Source organism: Rossellomorea marisflavi, assembly GCF_009806575.1.
GTDB lineage: Bacteria > Bacillota > Bacilli > Bacillales > Bacillaceae_B > Rossellomorea > Rossellomorea marisflavi_A.
The window spans coordinates 1,098,751-1,114,958 of the sequence record NZ_CP047095.1 but is presented as its reverse complement, the minus strand read 5'-3'; the positions used below and the strand labels follow the sequence as shown (position 1 = coordinate 1,114,958).

The 16,208-nt window shown below is 49.7% G+C and carries 24 protein-coding genes; 14 read left to right on the top strand and 10 right to left on the bottom strand.

The features are described 5' to 3' along the window. Nucleotides 1–50: 50 nt before the first annotated feature. On the bottom strand, nt 51–431 hold the full coding sequence (locus D5E69_RS05880; protein WP_159129412.1) for a VOC family protein: 381 nt from the start codon (nt 429–431) through the stop codon (nt 51–53). A gap of 154 nt (nt 432–585) precedes the next feature. On the opposite strand from D5E69_RS05880, the gene D5E69_RS05875 reads away from it, so the two are divergent. Beyond that, nucleotides 586–1,440: a PhzF family phenazine biosynthesis protein gene (locus tag D5E69_RS05875; RefSeq protein ID WP_249931570.1), complete on the top strand. Its 855-nt coding sequence runs from the start codon at nt 586–588 to the stop codon at nt 1,438–1,440. Nucleotides 1,441–1,515: 75 nt separating this feature from the next. Continuing rightward, entirely contained in the window at nt 1,516–2,358 is an 843-nt protein-coding gene (locus tag D5E69_RS05870) for a CPBP family intramembrane glutamic endopeptidase (protein WP_159129411.1), read from the top strand. A 35-nt stretch (nt 2,359–2,393) separates the two neighbouring features. Here D5E69_RS05870 and D5E69_RS05865 read toward each other — a convergent pair whose 3' ends face one another. Beyond that, the gene (locus D5E69_RS05865) at nt 2,394–3,011 is read right to left on the bottom strand and encodes a class I SAM-dependent methyltransferase (protein ID WP_048015066.1); all 618 of its coding nucleotides are present in this window, start codon (nt 3,009–3,011) and stop codon (nt 2,394–2,396) included. 203 nt (nt 3,012–3,214) lie between these two features. On the opposite strand from D5E69_RS05865, the gene D5E69_RS05860 reads away from it, so the two are divergent. Beyond that, nucleotides 3,215–3,622, top strand: coding sequence for a DUF4362 domain-containing protein (locus tag D5E69_RS05860; protein WP_159129410.1), 408 nt, complete (start codon nt 3,215–3,217; stop codon nt 3,620–3,622). Between the two features lie 65 nt (nt 3,623–3,687). On the opposite strand, the gene D5E69_RS05855 is transcribed toward D5E69_RS05860, so the two are convergent. Beyond that, nucleotides 3,688–4,524 (bottom strand): aldo/keto reductase, encoded by an 837-nt coding sequence (locus tag D5E69_RS05855; RefSeq protein ID WP_159129409.1) that lies wholly within the window; start codon nt 4,522–4,524, stop codon nt 3,688–3,690. A gap of 183 nt (nt 4,525–4,707) precedes the next feature. Between D5E69_RS05855 and D5E69_RS05850 the strand changes: the two genes are divergently transcribed. Next, entirely contained in the window at nt 4,708–5,361 is a 654-nt protein-coding gene (locus D5E69_RS05850; protein ID WP_048005239.1) for a DUF3885 domain-containing protein, read from the top strand. Further along, complete coding sequence (locus tag D5E69_RS05845; RefSeq protein ID WP_159129408.1) at nt 5,358–5,915, top strand: GNAT family N-acetyltransferase; 558 nt, start codon at nt 5,358–5,360, stop codon at nt 5,913–5,915. The genes D5E69_RS05850 and D5E69_RS05845 overlap by 4 nt, the downstream gene beginning before the upstream one ends. 17 nt (nt 5,916–5,932) lie before the next feature. On the opposite strand, the gene D5E69_RS05840 is transcribed toward D5E69_RS05845, so the two are convergent. Beyond that, nucleotides 5,933–6,592: an O-methyltransferase gene (locus D5E69_RS05840; RefSeq protein ID WP_079515139.1), complete on the bottom strand. Its 660-nt coding sequence runs from the start codon at nt 6,590–6,592 to the stop codon at nt 5,933–5,935. 97 nt (nt 6,593–6,689) lie between these two features. Here D5E69_RS05840 and D5E69_RS05835 point away from each other — a divergent pair, with 97 nt between their 5' ends. Both D5E69_RS05835 and D5E69_RS05830 read left to right on the top strand, forming a co-directional pair. Next, on the top strand, nt 6,690–7,223 hold the full coding sequence (locus tag D5E69_RS05835; protein WP_159129407.1) for a P-loop NTPase family protein: 534 nt from the start codon (nt 6,690–6,692) through the stop codon (nt 7,221–7,223). Further along, complete coding sequence (locus D5E69_RS05830; RefSeq protein ID WP_159129406.1) at nt 7,216–7,725, top strand: NUDIX hydrolase; 510 nt, start codon at nt 7,216–7,218, stop codon at nt 7,723–7,725. The genes D5E69_RS05835 and D5E69_RS05830 overlap by 8 nt, the downstream gene beginning before the upstream one ends. 36 nt (nt 7,726–7,761) lie before the next feature. On the opposite strand, the gene D5E69_RS05825 is transcribed toward D5E69_RS05830, so the two are convergent. Next, entirely contained in the window at nt 7,762–8,670 is a 909-nt protein-coding gene (locus tag D5E69_RS05825; protein ID WP_159129405.1) for an alpha/beta fold hydrolase, read from the bottom strand. Between the two features lie 135 nt (nt 8,671–8,805). Here D5E69_RS05825 and D5E69_RS05820 point away from each other — a divergent pair, with 135 nt between their 5' ends. The 4 genes from D5E69_RS05820 (at nt 8,806) to D5E69_RS05805 (ending at nt 10,198) form a co-directional block, all read left to right on the top strand. Next, complete coding sequence (locus D5E69_RS05820) at nt 8,806–9,207, top strand: YybH family protein (protein WP_249931569.1); 402 nt, start codon at nt 8,806–8,808, stop codon at nt 9,205–9,207. 86 nt (nt 9,208–9,293) lie between these two features. Continuing rightward, nucleotides 9,294–9,458 carry a hypothetical protein gene (locus D5E69_RS05815; RefSeq protein WP_159129404.1) on the top strand — a complete coding sequence of 55 codons (165 nt, stop codon included), beginning with the start codon at nt 9,294–9,296 and terminating at the stop codon, nt 9,456–9,458. A 101-nt stretch (nt 9,459–9,559) separates the two neighbouring features. Then, complete coding sequence (locus D5E69_RS05810; RefSeq protein ID WP_159129403.1) at nt 9,560–9,901, top strand: hypothetical protein; 342 nt, start codon at nt 9,560–9,562, stop codon at nt 9,899–9,901. A gap of 39 nt (nt 9,902–9,940) precedes the next feature. Then, the gene (locus D5E69_RS05805) at nt 9,941–10,198 is read left to right on the top strand and encodes a hypothetical protein (RefSeq protein ID WP_159129402.1); all 258 of its coding nucleotides are present in this window, start codon (nt 9,941–9,943) and stop codon (nt 10,196–10,198) included. Nucleotides 10,199–10,260: 62 nt separating this feature from the next. Here D5E69_RS05805 and D5E69_RS05800 read toward each other — a convergent pair whose 3' ends face one another. Beyond that, nucleotides 10,261–10,671, bottom strand: coding sequence for a YjdF family protein (locus D5E69_RS05800; RefSeq protein WP_159129401.1), 411 nt, complete (start codon nt 10,669–10,671; stop codon nt 10,261–10,263). 167 nt (nt 10,672–10,838) lie between these two features. Between D5E69_RS05800 and D5E69_RS05795 the strand changes: the two genes are divergently transcribed. Next, nucleotides 10,839–11,144 (top strand): hypothetical protein, encoded by a 306-nt coding sequence (locus D5E69_RS05795; protein WP_048005248.1) that lies wholly within the window; start codon nt 10,839–10,841, stop codon nt 11,142–11,144. On the opposite strand, the gene D5E69_RS05790 is transcribed toward D5E69_RS05795, so the two are convergent. Genes D5E69_RS05790 through D5E69_RS05780 form a run of 3 tightly spaced genes read right to left on the bottom strand, consistent with a single transcriptional unit; the run spans nt 11,114 to nt 13,756 of the window. Then, complete coding sequence (locus tag D5E69_RS05790) at nt 11,114–12,598, bottom strand: HEAT repeat domain-containing protein (protein ID WP_159129400.1); 1,485 nt, start codon at nt 12,596–12,598, stop codon at nt 11,114–11,116. The genes D5E69_RS05795 and D5E69_RS05790 overlap by 31 nt on opposite strands. A gap of 19 nt (nt 12,599–12,617) precedes the next feature. Continuing rightward, the gene (locus tag D5E69_RS05785) at nt 12,618–13,421 is read right to left on the bottom strand and encodes a metallophosphoesterase (protein WP_159129399.1); all 804 of its coding nucleotides are present in this window, start codon (nt 13,419–13,421) and stop codon (nt 12,618–12,620) included. Then, complete coding sequence (locus D5E69_RS05780) at nt 13,418–13,756, bottom strand: YunG family protein (RefSeq protein ID WP_048013650.1); 339 nt, start codon at nt 13,754–13,756, stop codon at nt 13,418–13,420. The genes D5E69_RS05785 and D5E69_RS05780 overlap by 4 nt, the downstream gene beginning before the upstream one ends. Nucleotides 13,757–13,844: 88 nt before the next feature. Between D5E69_RS05780 and D5E69_RS05775 the strand changes: the two genes are divergently transcribed. Together D5E69_RS05775 and D5E69_RS05770 are read left to right on the top strand one after the other, a co-directional pair. Further along, complete coding sequence (locus D5E69_RS05775) at nt 13,845–14,666, top strand: nucleotidyltransferase domain-containing protein (protein ID WP_159129398.1); 822 nt, start codon at nt 13,845–13,847, stop codon at nt 14,664–14,666. Continuing rightward, nucleotides 14,663–15,148, top strand: coding sequence for a GNAT family N-acetyltransferase (locus D5E69_RS05770; RefSeq protein ID WP_148796026.1), 486 nt, complete (start codon nt 14,663–14,665; stop codon nt 15,146–15,148). Before D5E69_RS05775 ends, D5E69_RS05770 begins: the two co-directional genes overlap by 4 nt. 62 nt (nt 15,149–15,210) lie before the next feature. Here the strand turns inward: D5E69_RS05770 and D5E69_RS05765 are convergent, their stop codons facing one another. Beyond that, complete coding sequence (locus D5E69_RS05765; RefSeq protein ID WP_148796028.1) at nt 15,211–16,191, bottom strand: quinone oxidoreductase family protein; 981 nt, start codon at nt 16,189–16,191, stop codon at nt 15,211–15,213. Nucleotides 16,192–16,208: the final 17 nt, after the last annotated feature.

Below are 16,208 nucleotides of genomic sequence, written 5' to 3'. Positions count from 1 at the left end.
CCTTCATAAAAACAGGCCCTCAGCTCATGTCTGAAAACCTGTCATCTTCTCTATTGTTTATGATCCATAACGGCAAAATAATTGTCTTCATCATCAGCGAAATTGAACACACGCTGCGGACCCATCTGGACGATTTCCCCGACGGTTACGCCACCTGAGGAAAGCTTCTCATACAATTCGTCAAATCGGTCGCTGAAAAACATGATCGAAGGCGTTCCGAGGTTGAGCTCCGGTGACATCTTGGCGATGAGCTCCTTATCATGAAGGATCATCGTCGTCTCGGCCTCGGCTGTCGGTGCAATCTCCACCCAGCGCATATGACCGTTATCCTCTTCCGACTTGATGTGGAAGCCTGCTTTCTCACTCCAGAATGCCTTCGCCTGATCCTGATTGTTCACATAAAGCATGATTTGACCGATTTGATTGATCATGTTTTGATCCTCCTGGTAAATGGGTATGTTTCTTCATTCGCCATGAAGGCCTGTTTTCCTGCCTTGAACTGCATGTTTCCACCTATATTTACGCTGACGGGACAGGAAGGTTTCAAAAATTTGATACAATAAGGAAAAATGTCTGAGGAGGAAAATGATGAAGTTTTTTATTGTGGATGCCTTTACCGATGTTCCGTTCGGCGGGAATCCTGCCGGGGTCGTCCTGGTGGACGCCATGGACGAGTCTTTCATGCAGCTATTTGCCCGTGAACTCGGAAATTCGGAGACCGCTTTTGTGGAAAGGATGAGTGATTCTTCATTCCACGTGCGGTTCTTCACGCCGAATGCTGAAGTGGACCTATGCGGGCACGCCACCATCGCTGTGTTCACCGTCCTTTTGGATAAGGAATTGGTGGCAGACGGCCGCTCGTACATCATGAAAACCGGAGCGGGCGACATCACCGTCCATTTAACGAACGGCCGCATCATGATGGAACAGGCACCACCAAGGCTCGGGGATCTCTGTGAAGATGTGGTGGAACTGGCTGGGCTCCTTGGAATCGAAGCGTCCTACATAGGAGGATCCCTGCCGCCTCGTGCCGTGAGCACCGGCCTGATGGATCTCATGGTTCCGATCACAAGCAGGCACGCACTCGACGCCATCAAACCGGACATGAAGGCTTTGGCAGCTTATCAAAAAAAGCATGGCTTGGAAGGCATTCACGCGTTCACACTGGATACAACGGACGCCCTTGCCTGCAGCCGGAATTTCAGCCCCCTTTACGGAATTGACGAAGAATCCGCCACCGGGACGGCGAGTGGCGCGATGACATACTATCTTTATTACTATGGGGTGTTGACGGAGTTTGACGAAGAGTTCCGGTGTTTACAGGGTGAAAGCCTCCAACGGCCATCGGTCATTACAACGCGGCTGACTGATCCTGCGAAGCCCCGGGTGCTTGTTGGAGGGACTGGTGCAATCATTTCAGAGGGTATAATTAGAATATAAGGAAATTTTTTTTTCACTCTTGGTTTCAAAGCGTATACTATTATTGTGACATAATAAATACAGGAGTGAATTCACTTGAGACGATTTTTCTTCACCTTTTTAAAAACCCTTTTGTTCTTCAGTTTATGGGTAGTTGGCATATTGATTTGCTCCATACCTGGTGTAGAAGAACCACCCTACATACGCGAATACGATGCTACATTGAGGCTTTGGTGGGAACTCACACCATTGTTTGCCACATTGTTAGCGAGCATGGTCATGCTTGTATTGGTGGAAAAAAAGAAGCTACGCATTAATCTCTTCCGCTCTCCGGCCAGAGACGTCGGACTGGGCTTGTCCCTGGGGATAATCTGGATTGGTGTGGCCCTGTTAGCATGGGGAATTGGGGACAACCTCCGAACTGGGTCCATGAAGTCTATCCCACTATTCTCCGTTTGGCTCCTTGCAGTGTTAGTGAACGTCATCATGCAGGAATGGTTCGTCAGGGGGTACCTCTTCCAGCTCATCAGGAAAAACGGGAATACCCCAGTCGCCATTGCCATCACTACCCTACTGTTCACCGGTATGCACGGGGGCGCTTTTGAAGCTGGAATCATCCCTGTCATCAATATTGTGACCATGAGCATATTTGTTTCCCTTCTACTTCTTTATACGGGAAATCTTCTTGCTCCTATCATTGCTCACTTCATATGGAATGCGGTAGGAGGCCTGGTCACGGGTACCGTATCACTTGCTGAAGATTATCCTTCCCTCTGGAACTGGACTGTCAGTGGCAGCCCGCTTCAGTCTGGCGGTATTGCTAAACTGGAAGGGAGTATCATAGTTCTTGTACTGAATCTCTTTCTTATCACATGGATGAGCTGGCTTTTGACATCAAAGATTCGAAGGACTGGTACCATCTTCCCATCCACGATATAAAAAAGAAGGCTGTCCAATCGGGCAGCCTTCCGTTCTTATCGCTGAATCTTGTACACGCCCCCGCAATGTGAAATTTGCTGATAGGTCAAACCATTGACATGCGACTCTAATTCGTTCCTTATAAAATAAAACTCGTCATCATCCCAACGTCCCCGATTGTCCTTCCGACACGCCTCAAGGTCTTCCCTCGTTTGAAACGAAATGTCTCCGATCAGGAGTTTGCCCCCGGTCTTTAACAGACCCATCAACTCCTTGATCAGCGCTGTCTTCTTTTTATCCGTAAGGTGGTGGAGCGTGTAGGTGCTGATGATGACGTCATAGGATGACTGCTTGATGACAGAAGGGAGCCCTTCCTGCAAGTCCGCTTGTATCAATTCCGCAGCCGGCATCTTCTCACGGGCTTTCGCCATCATTTCCCTGGAAAAGTCGATTCCGGTGATCGTGTGACCATGATCGTAAAGCCTGCTTGTGAGAACCGCGGTCCCAAAGCCGATGTCGAGGATTTCAGCATTGTCCTTCCCCATCGCTTCCTTATAAATCACATTCAAAATTTCCCTGTACCCCGCAAACGGGTACTGGTTGCTTTCCTCACTCTTTTTTACCGTTTCATCGTATTGGTCCGCCCATAGATCAAACCCAGTACTATTTAACATATATGCCCTCCGTAAGTGTTGATTCATCACGGGCATGGTGTTGGTTTTTACCCGTGACGTGCCTCTATCAGGTTGGTTGCAAGTGTTTGGAATTTCATGTGGATCACGCCTTTCGATTTGTTATACTGATTTTAACATATATTTCTAAAAATGGTGATAGAAATGGGAGGATGAAAAAATGAAGGGGTTTGTTGGTGGTCTGCTTGTTTCTAACCACGGCCTGCTCAAACGGAGCCTACAACTCCGATGAAGCAATCAAACGTGGTGATGTCGTAGTCCAGAACGGGGTAGAAAATCCGGGACCCTTCATAGAGTTTGTGAAGAATGTGCAGGATAAGAATGAAGCTACACTGAGGATAACAGGATATACCAAGGAAGGAGATCCGATTTTTCATGATGTGGAGTATGACGGAAGTAAATTCGGATTTTCCTATGATGACTCCCATGATAAATTTGGCGGTGAAGATATAGGGGTTACAACGGACACCTGCACTGAATTGGAGCAAAGGGAAACACCGAATGATGAAATAGGGTTTTATTTGAAGGGGTGCTCTAAGGAAACGGAGCACCCGCTTCTTGAACTATCAAAAGAACAGTGGGAAGAACGCTAAGATCCTGGTTCCCATCCATGCAAAAAACCGGATGCCCAATCGCATCCGGTTCTTTGTTGTTAGGTTTATTTAAAATCAAACTGGTCCGGATCCGGCCCGATGCGTTTGTGCTCATCGAGGGCGTCCAGGGTTTTGACTTGTTCTTCGGTCAGTTCGAAGTCGTAGATGTCGATGTTTTCCTTGATGCGTGATTCTGTCATGGATTTCGGAATGGTCACGACGCCGTGTTGAAGATCCCAGCGAAGGATGACCTGTGCCGCTGATTTGCCAAGGGATTCGGCGATTTCGTTCACCGTTTCATGGTTCAATAGCTCGGCGTTCATGAGCGGGGACCATGCTTCCACCTGGATATCATGTTTTTCACAGAATGCACGTACGTCTTCCTGTACAAGTTTCGGATGGAATTCGATCTGGTTGATGACCGGTTTCACCTCTGCTGTTTCAAGAAGATGCTCGAGATGGGATACTTGGAAGTTGCTCACACCGATTGATTTGATGCGACCTTCTTTATAAAGGGCTTCAAGGGCTTTCCAAGGCTCCATGTATTTGTTTTGGCCTGGCCAGTGGATGAGGTACAGGTCAAGATACTCAAGACCGAGTCTCTCCAATGTATCTTCGTATGCCTGGATCGTTTCATCGTATGAAAGACCGTCATTCCACACTTTGGATGTGATGAACAGCTCTTCCCTCGTCACGAGACCGGCGTCAATGGCGTTTTGGACACCTTTCCCTACGCTCTTCTCGTTTTGATAGATCGCAGCCGTATCAATGCTGCGGTATCCGATGCGGATCGCGGTTTCCACTGCTTTCTCCAGGTCTTTTCCTTCTTCGACACGGAACACGCCGTAGCCGATTTCCGGCATTTGTACGCCGTTATTTAGTGTAATGGATTTTGCACCCATGAATGAACTCCTCCTTCAAAAATCGTTTCTACTTCAGTATGTACCATCTTCCCAAAAGATAGAAGTAGGCACTTTCATGTGCGATAGGCACTGACAGGTAACCTTTACCCGCTGAAACTATGACAAAAACATATCCAAAATGTTCCACTATGGTAGAATAGTTGATACGAAAGGAGCCTTATCATGAATACACACAACTATCTACACGAACACTTTCCTGGGCTCACCCTCGAACCACCGCTCTTTTATTCATGGCCGACGGGGCTGCGGTTTGAAATCGCCAAGCCCGGAAGTGAGCACCTCGACAAAGACAACCTTGAGCAGATGGGCGAAAGGACGACAAGCTTATTCAAGGCGGTGTTTGAGCAGGACGATGATGTGATCCTCGTGACAGATCTCCTTGGTCTATCCGATTCTTCACTACCGAAGACCAACATCTTTCTCAAATACATCAAGGATAAAGACGTACGCAAGAAGCTGCGGGTTGAACGGTTAGACAGAAGGTTTGATGAGGAGGATGAGACGGTGACTCATCGCTTCTCCCTGCAATGCAAAGCAGGCGACATCCGCTATCGGCCGCTCCTGATGGCAATCTGTCATGAAGATTTTAATCATCCGACACGGATTCTGAAGAATCGTTGGAACATAGGGATCGACATTTACATCGTCAACATCACCAAGCACCTCATCTACCATCTCTATGACGACCGCGGCTGCGATATTATTTCAGCTGAAAAAGATACCCTCCTTCCACTTTATCATTCGGCATCCCCTTGGATCCTAGAGTATGATCGGGAGCAGATTAATGAGGTTTTCATGAAAGAGGAAACAGGATGAAACAAGCATTCCCCACCATTGAAACCAAACGGCTGACACTCGTAAACACCACAGCTGACGATGCCAGATTCATTCTCGCACTCTACAAGGATCCCCTCGTCTGCCGGTACCTCTATGATGAAGAGCCCTTCACCTCGATCGATCAGGCAAAAGAGTGGATCGACTGGCATGAGTATCCGGAAGACTATGGACGGAACCGTTGGATCATCCGAAAGAAAGAAACCGCCACCCCGATCGGAACGTGCGGCTTCGACCAATGGGATGTCGTGAATCATGTGGCTGAAATCGGCTTTGATCTCTGGCACGGGGAGTGGGGAAAAGGATATATGAAAGAAGCTTTGAACGCCGCCATCAATAGCGGCTTCCGTAATATGGGGCTAAACCGGATCCAGGCGTTTGTCGCGATCGGAAATGAGGCATCCTGCCGGCTATTGGAACGCTTGAGGTTTGAAAGGGAGGGAATCTTCAGGGAGAAGCATTTCTTCCAGGGAAATTACTACGATCATTATATCTATTCCCTTCTGAAGAAGGATTGGAAAAAGGGCGGGTTGTGACCGCCCTTCAGGGATGTTTACTTGACCACGCTGATTACGAGGCCGTCATAGCCTTTTGAGCCGACCGTCTGAATCGCAGTGGAATCGATACGGGGATCACGCTGGGCAAGGTCCATATACTCCCGGATCCCGATGACGCGCTCGTCCGTAGAAGCCGCATCTACGACCTCTCCATTCCGTACGACGTTATCGGCAATGATCACGGATCCTGATGTCGTGAGGGCAAGGGCCCATTCCAGATAGCGCGGATTGTTCTCTTTATCGGCGTCGATGAACACAAGATCAAAGACGTGCCCCGCTTCCTTCAGCTTAGGCAGCGTATCAAGTGCACTCCCGACCAGGACTTCCACCTGCTCATGGAATCCCGCACGCCGGATGTTCCCTTCCGCAATCAAGGCATGGGCCTGGTCCACTTCAAGGGTCGTCACCCTGCCGTCCACACCGACACCCTTTGCTAGACAGATCGTACTATAGCCGCCGAGGGTACCGATTTCAAGCACCCGCTTTGCCCCCTTCATCTGGGCCATCAGGGTGAGGAACTTCCCTTGCAGGGGAGACACATCGATCTCGGGAAGGCCGGCTTCCCTGTTCGCCTGAAGCACCCGTTCCAATTCATCATCACCTAATAGCTTTCTGGCAAAATACTGATCCACTTCATTCCACAACTCAGAACCCATATGCACCGTCTCCTAATCTAGTATTTTCACACCTTCATTATATGCTAAAATGTTCCATACAGGAAATCGTAGACTCAACTGAAAGGACGGAGCCCCCATGCCAACCATCCCAAAACGAATCCATATCATCGGCTCCGTCGGAAGCGGGAAAACCACATTGGCCCGCGCCCTCTCTACCGCCACCAGTATCCCCTTTCACGAACTCGACAATGTGGTGTGGGAACGGAGGCAGGGCGGAGACCGAAGACGCACAGATGAAGAGCGCAACGCCGTCCTCGCCGACCTTGTGAAAGCGGAGAGCTGGATCATCGAAGGCGTCCACAGCACTGCCTGGGTAGAAGAAAGCTTCCGGAATGCAGACGTGATCCTCTTCCTCGACACCCCCTACTATAAGAGGATGAAGCAGATCACCTTCCGCTTCCTCCGTCAGAAAACGGGCCGTGAATCCGCTCACTACACGCCGGACTTCACGATCTTCAAGAACATGTTCAAATGGAACGCCCTGTTTGAAAAGGAAACAAAACCGTATATCCTCAAGCTCTTCAAAGAAAGAGGGTACCCGCTTCTCGTCCTTCACGACAATCAACAGCCCATCGACTGGGACTTACGAAAGGAGAAACGCCATGTATAAGTACACGCTATGCTTCATCCAGCGAAACGATGAAATCCTCATGCTCAATCGCGATAAACCCCCGGTACTCGGTCTATGGAACGGAGTCGGCGGCAAAATGAATGACGGGGAAACCCCGGCGGCATGCATCCTTCGCGAAATAGCTGAAGAAACAGGCCTTCACATTGCCCCGGAACATATTCAGGATAAAGGGACCGTTTCCTGGAATACGGATGATGGCATAACGGGCGGAATGCATCTCTTCACGGCCGTGATTGCAAGTGACGTTCCCTACTCCACCCCGATCAGGACCCTTGAAGGGCTGCTCGACTGGAAAACGATTGATTGGCTTCTCATGGACCGGAATCACGGTGTCGGCAGCATGATTCCTCATTACTTTTCAAGGATGTTGAAAGAGAAGAGCGGATTCCACCACCGGTTCACCATGGAAAATGGGTCTGTTCGCACCTACTCGTATGAAGAGATTCCTGCTTCCGGAGTCATCCCACTTGTCCAGGCATAGAAAAGACCCTGCATCAATGGGCGCAAGGTCTTCTCTCTAAGCCGTTTCTTCGTTAATAAAGCGCAGCACTTCCTCCTTGAAGGCATCCGGCTCCTCATAATGAGGCGTATGACCGCTATGCTCAAAGATGGTGACACTACCGTTCGGAGCGTCATGCTGGAACGCTTTGATCTGCTTCTCGCAGGTGGTCGCGTCGAATTTCCCTAGAGCAAGGAGCATGGGATTCGGCACGGTACTCAGCAGGGGCAGGAGGGATCGGAACACTTCCCCTTCTTCACGCAGGAGATCATAGTGGAATTCAGAGCGGTCATAAAATTCATCCCATTCTTCTTCAGAGTGATAGGATTCGTAATCGGTGGGATTGTCGTGATTGTAACGATAGATTTCCATGCGGTGTTCCCCGAGGTGATCACTCAGCTCCATATATCCTTCCGTCAGTTCCCTGATGGATACATCGGCTTCAGCAAGCTCCCTCCCCTGTTCGGCGAGATCGCGTTGTCCGTACTTTTCCAGCAGGCAGGACGTTTTCCGGATCAGGCTCCGGGATGTGAGCTCAAAATCGAACGTCGGCCCCTCAAAGATGATTTTCTCAATGGACCCGGGATAGGCTGACGCATACAGGAGCGCGAGGAATCCCCCGAATGAATGGCCGATCACCGACCACCGTTCGATGCCGAAGTAATCCCGCAGTGCCTCACAATCCTCCACAAGGTCACGGAGTCCGAACGCTTCCCCCTCCTCGATTCCTTCAGACCTGCATACGCCCCGCTGATCGATGATGATAAGGCGAACATGTTCACCCAGACGCTTCGCTTGGTGATAATAAAAGTCATGGCTGCCTTCCCCAGGTCCACCGTGAAGATATAAAACAGCCGGAAGCTCTTTCTCTCCAAATGTCTCCACATACAGCTTCTTCCCTCTGATTTCAATCAGTTCTCCTATCATAGCATCCTCCTAGAATTTCATTTCTTTTATTCTAGCACACCACATAATAAATGATGTAAATTAAGGGTTATTATGGTAAATTAGTTGCACTAAAGATTTTGCTTTTCGTACTGAACCCATAAGGAGGAAACGAACATGAAGCAAGCTGAAATGGAGAACGATTACGTACATCCGGCAGAAGAAACCTTAGACCGTTACATCGACGCGACGAACACCCATCGCTTCAGCGAGGTCGAGAAACTTCTCCACCCCAATGCCGTTTATTATTTTTCTAACCGGACCTGCTCTTCTATGGAAGAAATACAGACTTACTTTGAACACGCTTGGTCGGTCGTGAAGAATGAAGTGTACGGGGCGAATGATGTGAACTGGCTACAACGAGGAGAGCAGGAGGCACTTTGCGTCTATCGATTCACGTACGAAGGCTATGTGGATGGGGCATTTGTGACGGGGCACGGGAGAGCGACGAATGCGTTTGTCAAAGAAGAGGAGCGTTGGCTTCTCATTCATGAGCATTTGAGTGGTGAACCTGAATAGCCAGACCGCTTCTTCAACCTGTTTATGGATATCAAAGAACTTTATGGTAGAATAATAGTAATTCCCAAACAGTTAGGAGAATACAGATGTCAAAAGGATTACTGGGTGTGCTGATAGCCGGTGTACTTAGCTGGTACATTGTCGGGATCTTCACAAAACATTATGATAGTAAACTATTATTCGCGATTATTGCCTGGGGACTCATCGGGTTCCAGACAGGGAAAAAGAATCGTCAAGCTGAAGCGAATTAAATGGAGGAAGATCTGTGTGATACAGGTCTTCTTTTTTATCTTTACAGGAAGGATTTGTGGTACAGTAGATTTATCATTTTTTTTCCAAAAGGAGTGATTGAATGCGATTCCTTCTTCTTTTATCCGTTATGCTGGTGGCTGGGGGATGCAGCATGTCCCCTTCAGAGGTACAAACGAAAGTGGAATGGGCCGATATTGTCCGTTGGAACGGACACAACTACCTCCTTGATCAAGACTTTGGCGAGGCTCGGGCCGATGAGAAACTTGGTGAAGTCTCATTTTCCTTGGACGGTAGTGAGGAAGAAGATAACCCGACGTATCAATTAAAGGACGGGGAAGCTACTTTCGCTTCCACGGGGAGTGCGATCCAATCAGTGGCGGGGGTTCCCGTAGAGGAGGCTATTTTGGTCGAGGACCATGTGTATACCACAAGGGAGGAATGACTGGAAACAATGGGAAAAAGACTTGTTACCGTTTTATCTTTGGCACTTGGCATCCTTCATTTGATGCTGATTTATCTCTTTCTTCGTGACTGGCAATCGTTTACGACTGCATTTGGTTTCGTCAGTTGGGTGGGTTCGATCCTGTTCGGTATGATCATGTTGCTTTTTCATCGGACAACAAATGCGTTGATGGGAAATTCTCTTTCAATCAGGTTGGTCAGGAGTTCCACCTTGATGGTGACGGCGATCGGTTTGACAGCGTACCTGATTGAAGGAATTACCTACTTGATTGCGTAGTTGAGACGCCCATCAGGAGAGAAAAAAAGAAACCCCACGGATCTATCCATGGGGTTCCGGCTCTACTTCCCGCGATGACGTGCTTTTGCTTTTTGTTTCTTTTTCTCGTATTTCAGCTGTTGAATCCTATCCCGTTCGATACGATTCTCAATCTTCGCTTGTACTTTTTTGTGTTCAAGCGCTTCTTTCATGGCTTCCTGGGCTTTGGTCGAAATTCCTTTTTTCATTTCTTTGGCGGCAAGGCGCTGCATGCGTTTCGGATTGATAGGTCCACGCTTCTTAGCTGCCACTCCAACTCCGGGCTGTGATGATTCGTCCAGCAGCCTGGATAATCTTCCATGAATGAATAACAGGATGTCTTCCTCTTTCGGTTCGGTGCCGAATACATGGCGGAAGGCCTTAAGCTTGCCTCTCTCCACTACTTCGACTATGCCGACCCAGTACTGACCATCATGGTAAATCGTTAAGGTCATAACGATTCCCTCCTCTTTGTTTACTGAAATGATGGACATCCCGAGGAGGGGAAGGTTACTGACACGCCAAGCGTGCATCCGGACTACCAACCGGATCGTGTTTTTACATTTCATTTCCATTATACTATTTTTGTATAATGGATGTCATCCTGAAAGGAGAGACTCCTATGGCTATGATTCTAGCTTGTCTGTCATTCATCACGGTTTTGTTGCTCTTCAGGGGGTTTGCATGGGTGGAAGCAAAACCGTGGCATGAAGTCGGGAAGCATCTTGTTCTGCTCTTATTTGGCCTCCCGTGCCTTTTCCTGATCCCGTTTTTCGCCTATGAAGTGTGGCTCGCGACCGGCCTTCCACCTGACTTCGGAGCTGTTTATGTAATGGGCGGGAGTTCTGCTGTCGTGACACTTTTCGGGATCATGTCCTATTTCAGCGGAAGACGATCCTATTTAAGACAAAAAGCAAGTTCACGCTGAACATCCGGGGGTAACGCATCACCGTGCCTTTGCAAGGCTTCCTTGATGCGATGCTTTTTGTCAGAGGTCGGGACAGTGAAGGTTTTGTTAAAGGTCCTGAGCCATCTGTCCACCTGGTGGCGACCGAGTTCCCGGATGGCCGGCTCAGTTGATGCGCTCATTTCGATACTGTAGCGGATCCCCTTCCATTTTGGAAGGGTCCCCAGTAGAACGGCACACTGCAAAGCCGTATGAATAGTGGAAGCCCCGGCATACACCCCGTAAATCCTATCTTCGAACGCATCATACCCGGTGTATTGCAGCGCTCTTCTCGCTTCCTTTGCCACCCCTCTATGCTCATGATCCAACAGGTCGATCAGCTCCTCCTGATAACATCCGCCTCCGATGAAACCAAGTGAACGGATCGAGGCCTTGACGATTTCCGGCTCACTTCTTTCCAGAAAAGGAAGGATCCTCTCTGCATCACCCGCATCTCCTGTTTCACCCAGACCCAGGATGGCTCCCCTAAGAGAGGTTCCTGCCTGGATGGCCTCCCGGTAAATAGCGGCAAGATCGGCGACTCCGTTTTCCTTCATAAGGTAGCGGGCGACGGAACGGATCATACCGCTCCGGTCAAATAGGGCATTCCTGACTTCATTCTCATCTTCTGGATGCATGGAATGATAGCGCCTTAAGACATCCGCCCTGATTTGAGGAAAGCGGTCGTGTTTCAAGACGGGATAGGCAGCCTTGAAGGCATCCTCCGTCACGTTTTGCGTGAATGAACGGTAAAGCAGAAGCCTGGAATGCGGCTCTGACTCCCTCTTCATCCACTCTATGAGCTGGCACTGTGTAGCCCGGCCCCCTTGAAGGATCGATCTGTAGCTGAAATGGCGGATTCTCGGATGGTTGGATGACGTCCCTTTAATAAGGGCGGCTCCTTCTTCCGTGAGCATGGAGAAGATCACCTCAAGCAACCCCTTATCTGCCCGCTCTGATTCTCTCCATTTAAACAGGATCGGCAAATGGTCGACGAACGAAGTGGCATGCTCCGGTCTGATCTTTGACCGGACGAGATGGTTCGCGACTTCCCTGACTTCCTTTACCCAATCCATGCAGCGCAAGAGTAAAAATGGTAATGAGAGAATGGAATCCAATTCTTCATGTGCTCTCAGTGCCCGTTCGCGAAAATAGCCGTTTGGATGAAAGGTAGCGAGGCTAAGAATGGTCTTCTTCATATCTTCACTTACGCTTCGCGGCAAAAGGGTCAGCGGATCTTTCCGGGACCAGTCCCGGGACCAATCCATGGACGTGCGTTCCCGGAAAAGGACATCGAGCCTGATGAGGTCCGTGCTGACTAATGTGCTCACATAGGTGTGGAGCTCTCTTGCTGCTTTTTCTTTTTTCCGTGTGAGCAGCTGTTGGAATTGATCAGGGACCTGCGAGAGGTCTCTTTCATGCTGTGTATTCTTCATCCCATTCCCTCCCTTTCGTTTATTTTGCCAAAAGCGTGATCTCGACTACCTCGGGGCGATTGAAAATCCGGAGTGGAATGATGCTGTTGCCGAGTCCTCGATTGACGACCATACTTGTGTCTCCATCCTTATAGAGGCCCTCCGTATATTCAGGAAACATCCCTTGGTCAGGAGCCACCATTCCTCCGATGAACGGCAGACGGACCTGGCCGCCGTGGGCATGACCGCTCAGTACAAGATCCATTCCGTATTCTTTATAGAGATTGAAGAGCTCCGGTCTATGAGAAAGAAGGATGTTGAACCCTTTTTCCTTTCCAACTGACTGAAGGGCAGCTGGCACATCTCCACCGGCAGGGTCATCCACAAAGAGGAGCCGGATTTCTTCCCCATTCTCCGTGATGGTGACCGCATCATCCTCGAGGAGGACGGCGCCTGTTTCTCCCACTTCCTCCCTCAGTTCCTCCCACCGGCCTGACCACCATTCGTGATTTCCTGAAATGATGTATACCGGTGCAAGGGTGGAGAGTTCCTTTAGGAGGGTGAGTCCGGGACCTGGATCATATCGCTTTGCGTCGACAAGATCTCCTGTGAATACTATCAAATCAGGCTCAGATTCCTTCACCTTTTGTATCAACCTGTCCTGATTGGGTCCGAATGACTTTCCATGAAGATCGGAAAGCTGGACGATCCGATAGCCATTGAATGATTTCGGGATTTTTGAAGACTCTATTTCAAGCTTCGTGGTGACAAGGGCATTATTTTGAAAGTAGCAAAACAATCCCAGAAGAAGGACGATTCCACTTACTACAATCCATTTCTTCACCGGCTGATTTCCAGTTGGAACGCTTTATTAAGATAGATGTACTGCTCTTCATTTGTATCGGCATATGCTTCGTCTCTTGAGGATCGTCGGTCCTCGTAGTCGGGGATGCAATCAAACTGTGAAACCGTGAAATCTTGACGGACGCCGTCTATCATATTGTAAAAATGCCAACTTCCTTCGATCGGGGTTTTGGCGATTTCACCTCCCAGATGATCATGGATGACGAGAGCCGTCACCCCGCACTGCCCTCTCGCCGGATTCTCCTCGACCCACTTCGAGCTGGACTTGATGGACCACGCTATCCGCAAAGCATTTTCTATGGTTTTTATCTCCAATTCCCCCCGCCTCCTCTTCTTTTCTATTAAAATAATAGCAGAAGCATTTTCCAAATACAGATTTTATTACAAAAAGGAGGAAACATCTTTGATTAAACTTCAATCGATTGGCTCGGTCTGCCGGGTGGATGAAAACGGCGTATTCGTGAATGAGTCGAGTCTGGAACGGGTGCATCCCACTTTCAGGCCTGTGGTGGAAGAACTGACGGAACGAATCGCTGACGGGTTTGGGGATATGATTCACAGCGTGTATCTGAGGGGATCACTGCCGAGGGGGCTCGGGGTGAAAGGGATTTCGGACATCGACCTGCTGGTGGTCACCCATCAACCGTGGACGGATGTAACCAAATCCCGCCTGCAAGCATTGGACACCGGTTCACACCCGCTGATCAACGGGGTCGAGTTTGCCGTATGCACGCTGAATGAACTCTTCGAGCCCCGGCGCTTCCACCTGATTTCGTTTATGATCAAGGTGTATGGCGTGCACCTTTATGGCGAGAACCTCCAGCCTGTTCTCCCTGACTTCCGTCCAGATGCGGAGCTTGCCCGTGACCATATCGCATCCATTTCCGACCAGATTGTCCTTGCGGTAAATGATCTGAAGGGAAATGAAGACCCGGACGATGTGATGGACTGCTGCACGTGGATCATGAAGCTGATCATCCGGTGCGGAATGGCCTTTGTGATTGAGGAAGAAAGAACCTACACCCGCGACCTGTATCCTGCGTATCAGCTATTCTCATCGCATTACCCTGAGAAGGAAATGGAAATGAGGCAAGCTGTGGAATATACAATCAATCCGGTGCGTGATCCAGAAGAGGTCATCCGATTCCTGAACGAATTTGGGGATTGGATGGTGACAGAAGCCGAACGCTGGCTTGTTGTACATAGAGAGGAGCAAGATCAATGAACTGGACGATCACAGAATTGAACAGGGAAGCAGCGGAGGAAATCCTCGCGTGGAAATATGAACCACCCTATGACTTTTATGAAAATGAAAGGTCGGAAGAAGCCGTGGCGGAGCTTTCAGGCGGTGAATATCGCCTGGTCCTGGATGAGTCGGGGCAAATATACGGATTCTTCTGTACCGGTTCTTCCGCCCAGGTCCCCATCGGCCATGAGTTTGGTGTCTATCCGGACGATCATGTCGATTTCGGACTCGGCATGAATCCGACATTCACCGGGAAAGGAACGGGCGCTACCTTCACTGCCTTCATTTTAAATGCGATCCGGAGGGATACGTCCTTGCCGATCAGACTGTCCGTGGCGACGTTCAATAAACGCGCCATTGCTGTGTATGAAAAGCTTGGGTTCCGGAAAGCAGATGACTTCCGCACCCGCAGCGCCGAGTTCATTACAATGGTTGAAAACCGGGGGGATGTGACCATTTGAGGGAATACTTGGAATGATTCATGATGAGGCAAGTGGTTTATCTATCCCACAGATGATTGTCATTACTCCTCTCCAACAAGAATGACAATCTTCCCTTTACTCCCCCTGTTCTCCATGAGCACGTGCGCTTCTTGAATGTCGCTCAAACTGAACTCATGACCTACATCCACGGTCAATCGGCCTGATGAAAGCATAGGGATCACGGCAGCGGCCGTTTCTTGCAGGGTTTCCGGTCTTTTTTTCCGGGTGGTACCGAGGCTGAATCCCAGTATGGAGCGGCAGCTTGAGTGAAGATCGACCGACCGGATCATGCCGGGAGGTCCTCCAGCGTTGCCGAAGTGAACGAGCCTTCCGTAGGGGGCGAGACAGGTGAGGCTTCGCTCCGTGACCTCACCTGATATGGAATCCAGGACGATATCGACTCCGTTTCCATTCGTGAGCTCGTTCACCCGTTGGGCAAAGTCTTCTTCCTTGTAGAGGATGACCTCGTCCACTCCTGCTTCACGGGCGATTCCTGCTTTTTCCTCGCTTCCTACCGTTCCGATCACGAGACCCGCACCGAGCTGCTTCGCCAGGCGTGCCGCAGTGGTTCCGACCCCACCTGCCGCTGCATGGATCAGGACGGATTCCCCCTTCACCATACGGGCCACATCCGTCAGCAGGCGATGGCTCAGAAAGGAGACGACGGGGCTTGCGGCTGCAACGGTCATGTTCATCTCATCAGGTATTGGAAACACCAAAACCTCGCGGACGATGACATATTCCGCATACGAGCCGTTATCCGGGAAACAGATGACCCGCTGACCGACGGATACGCTCCTGCATCCTTCTCCGATCTCTTCCACGATGCCCGCAGCATCAAGCCCCGGAATAAATGGAACCTTGTTTCCCTTCCCTCCGCGGCGCGCTTTGATGTCGGCAAAATTGACGCTCGTCTTCACCACCCGTACGAGTACCTCCCCCGCACCTGGAACCGGCCTGTCCACCTCTTCTAGGTACATTCCCGTCACATCTCCATATTCCTTCACCACAACTGCTCTCATACTTTCCACTCCTCCGG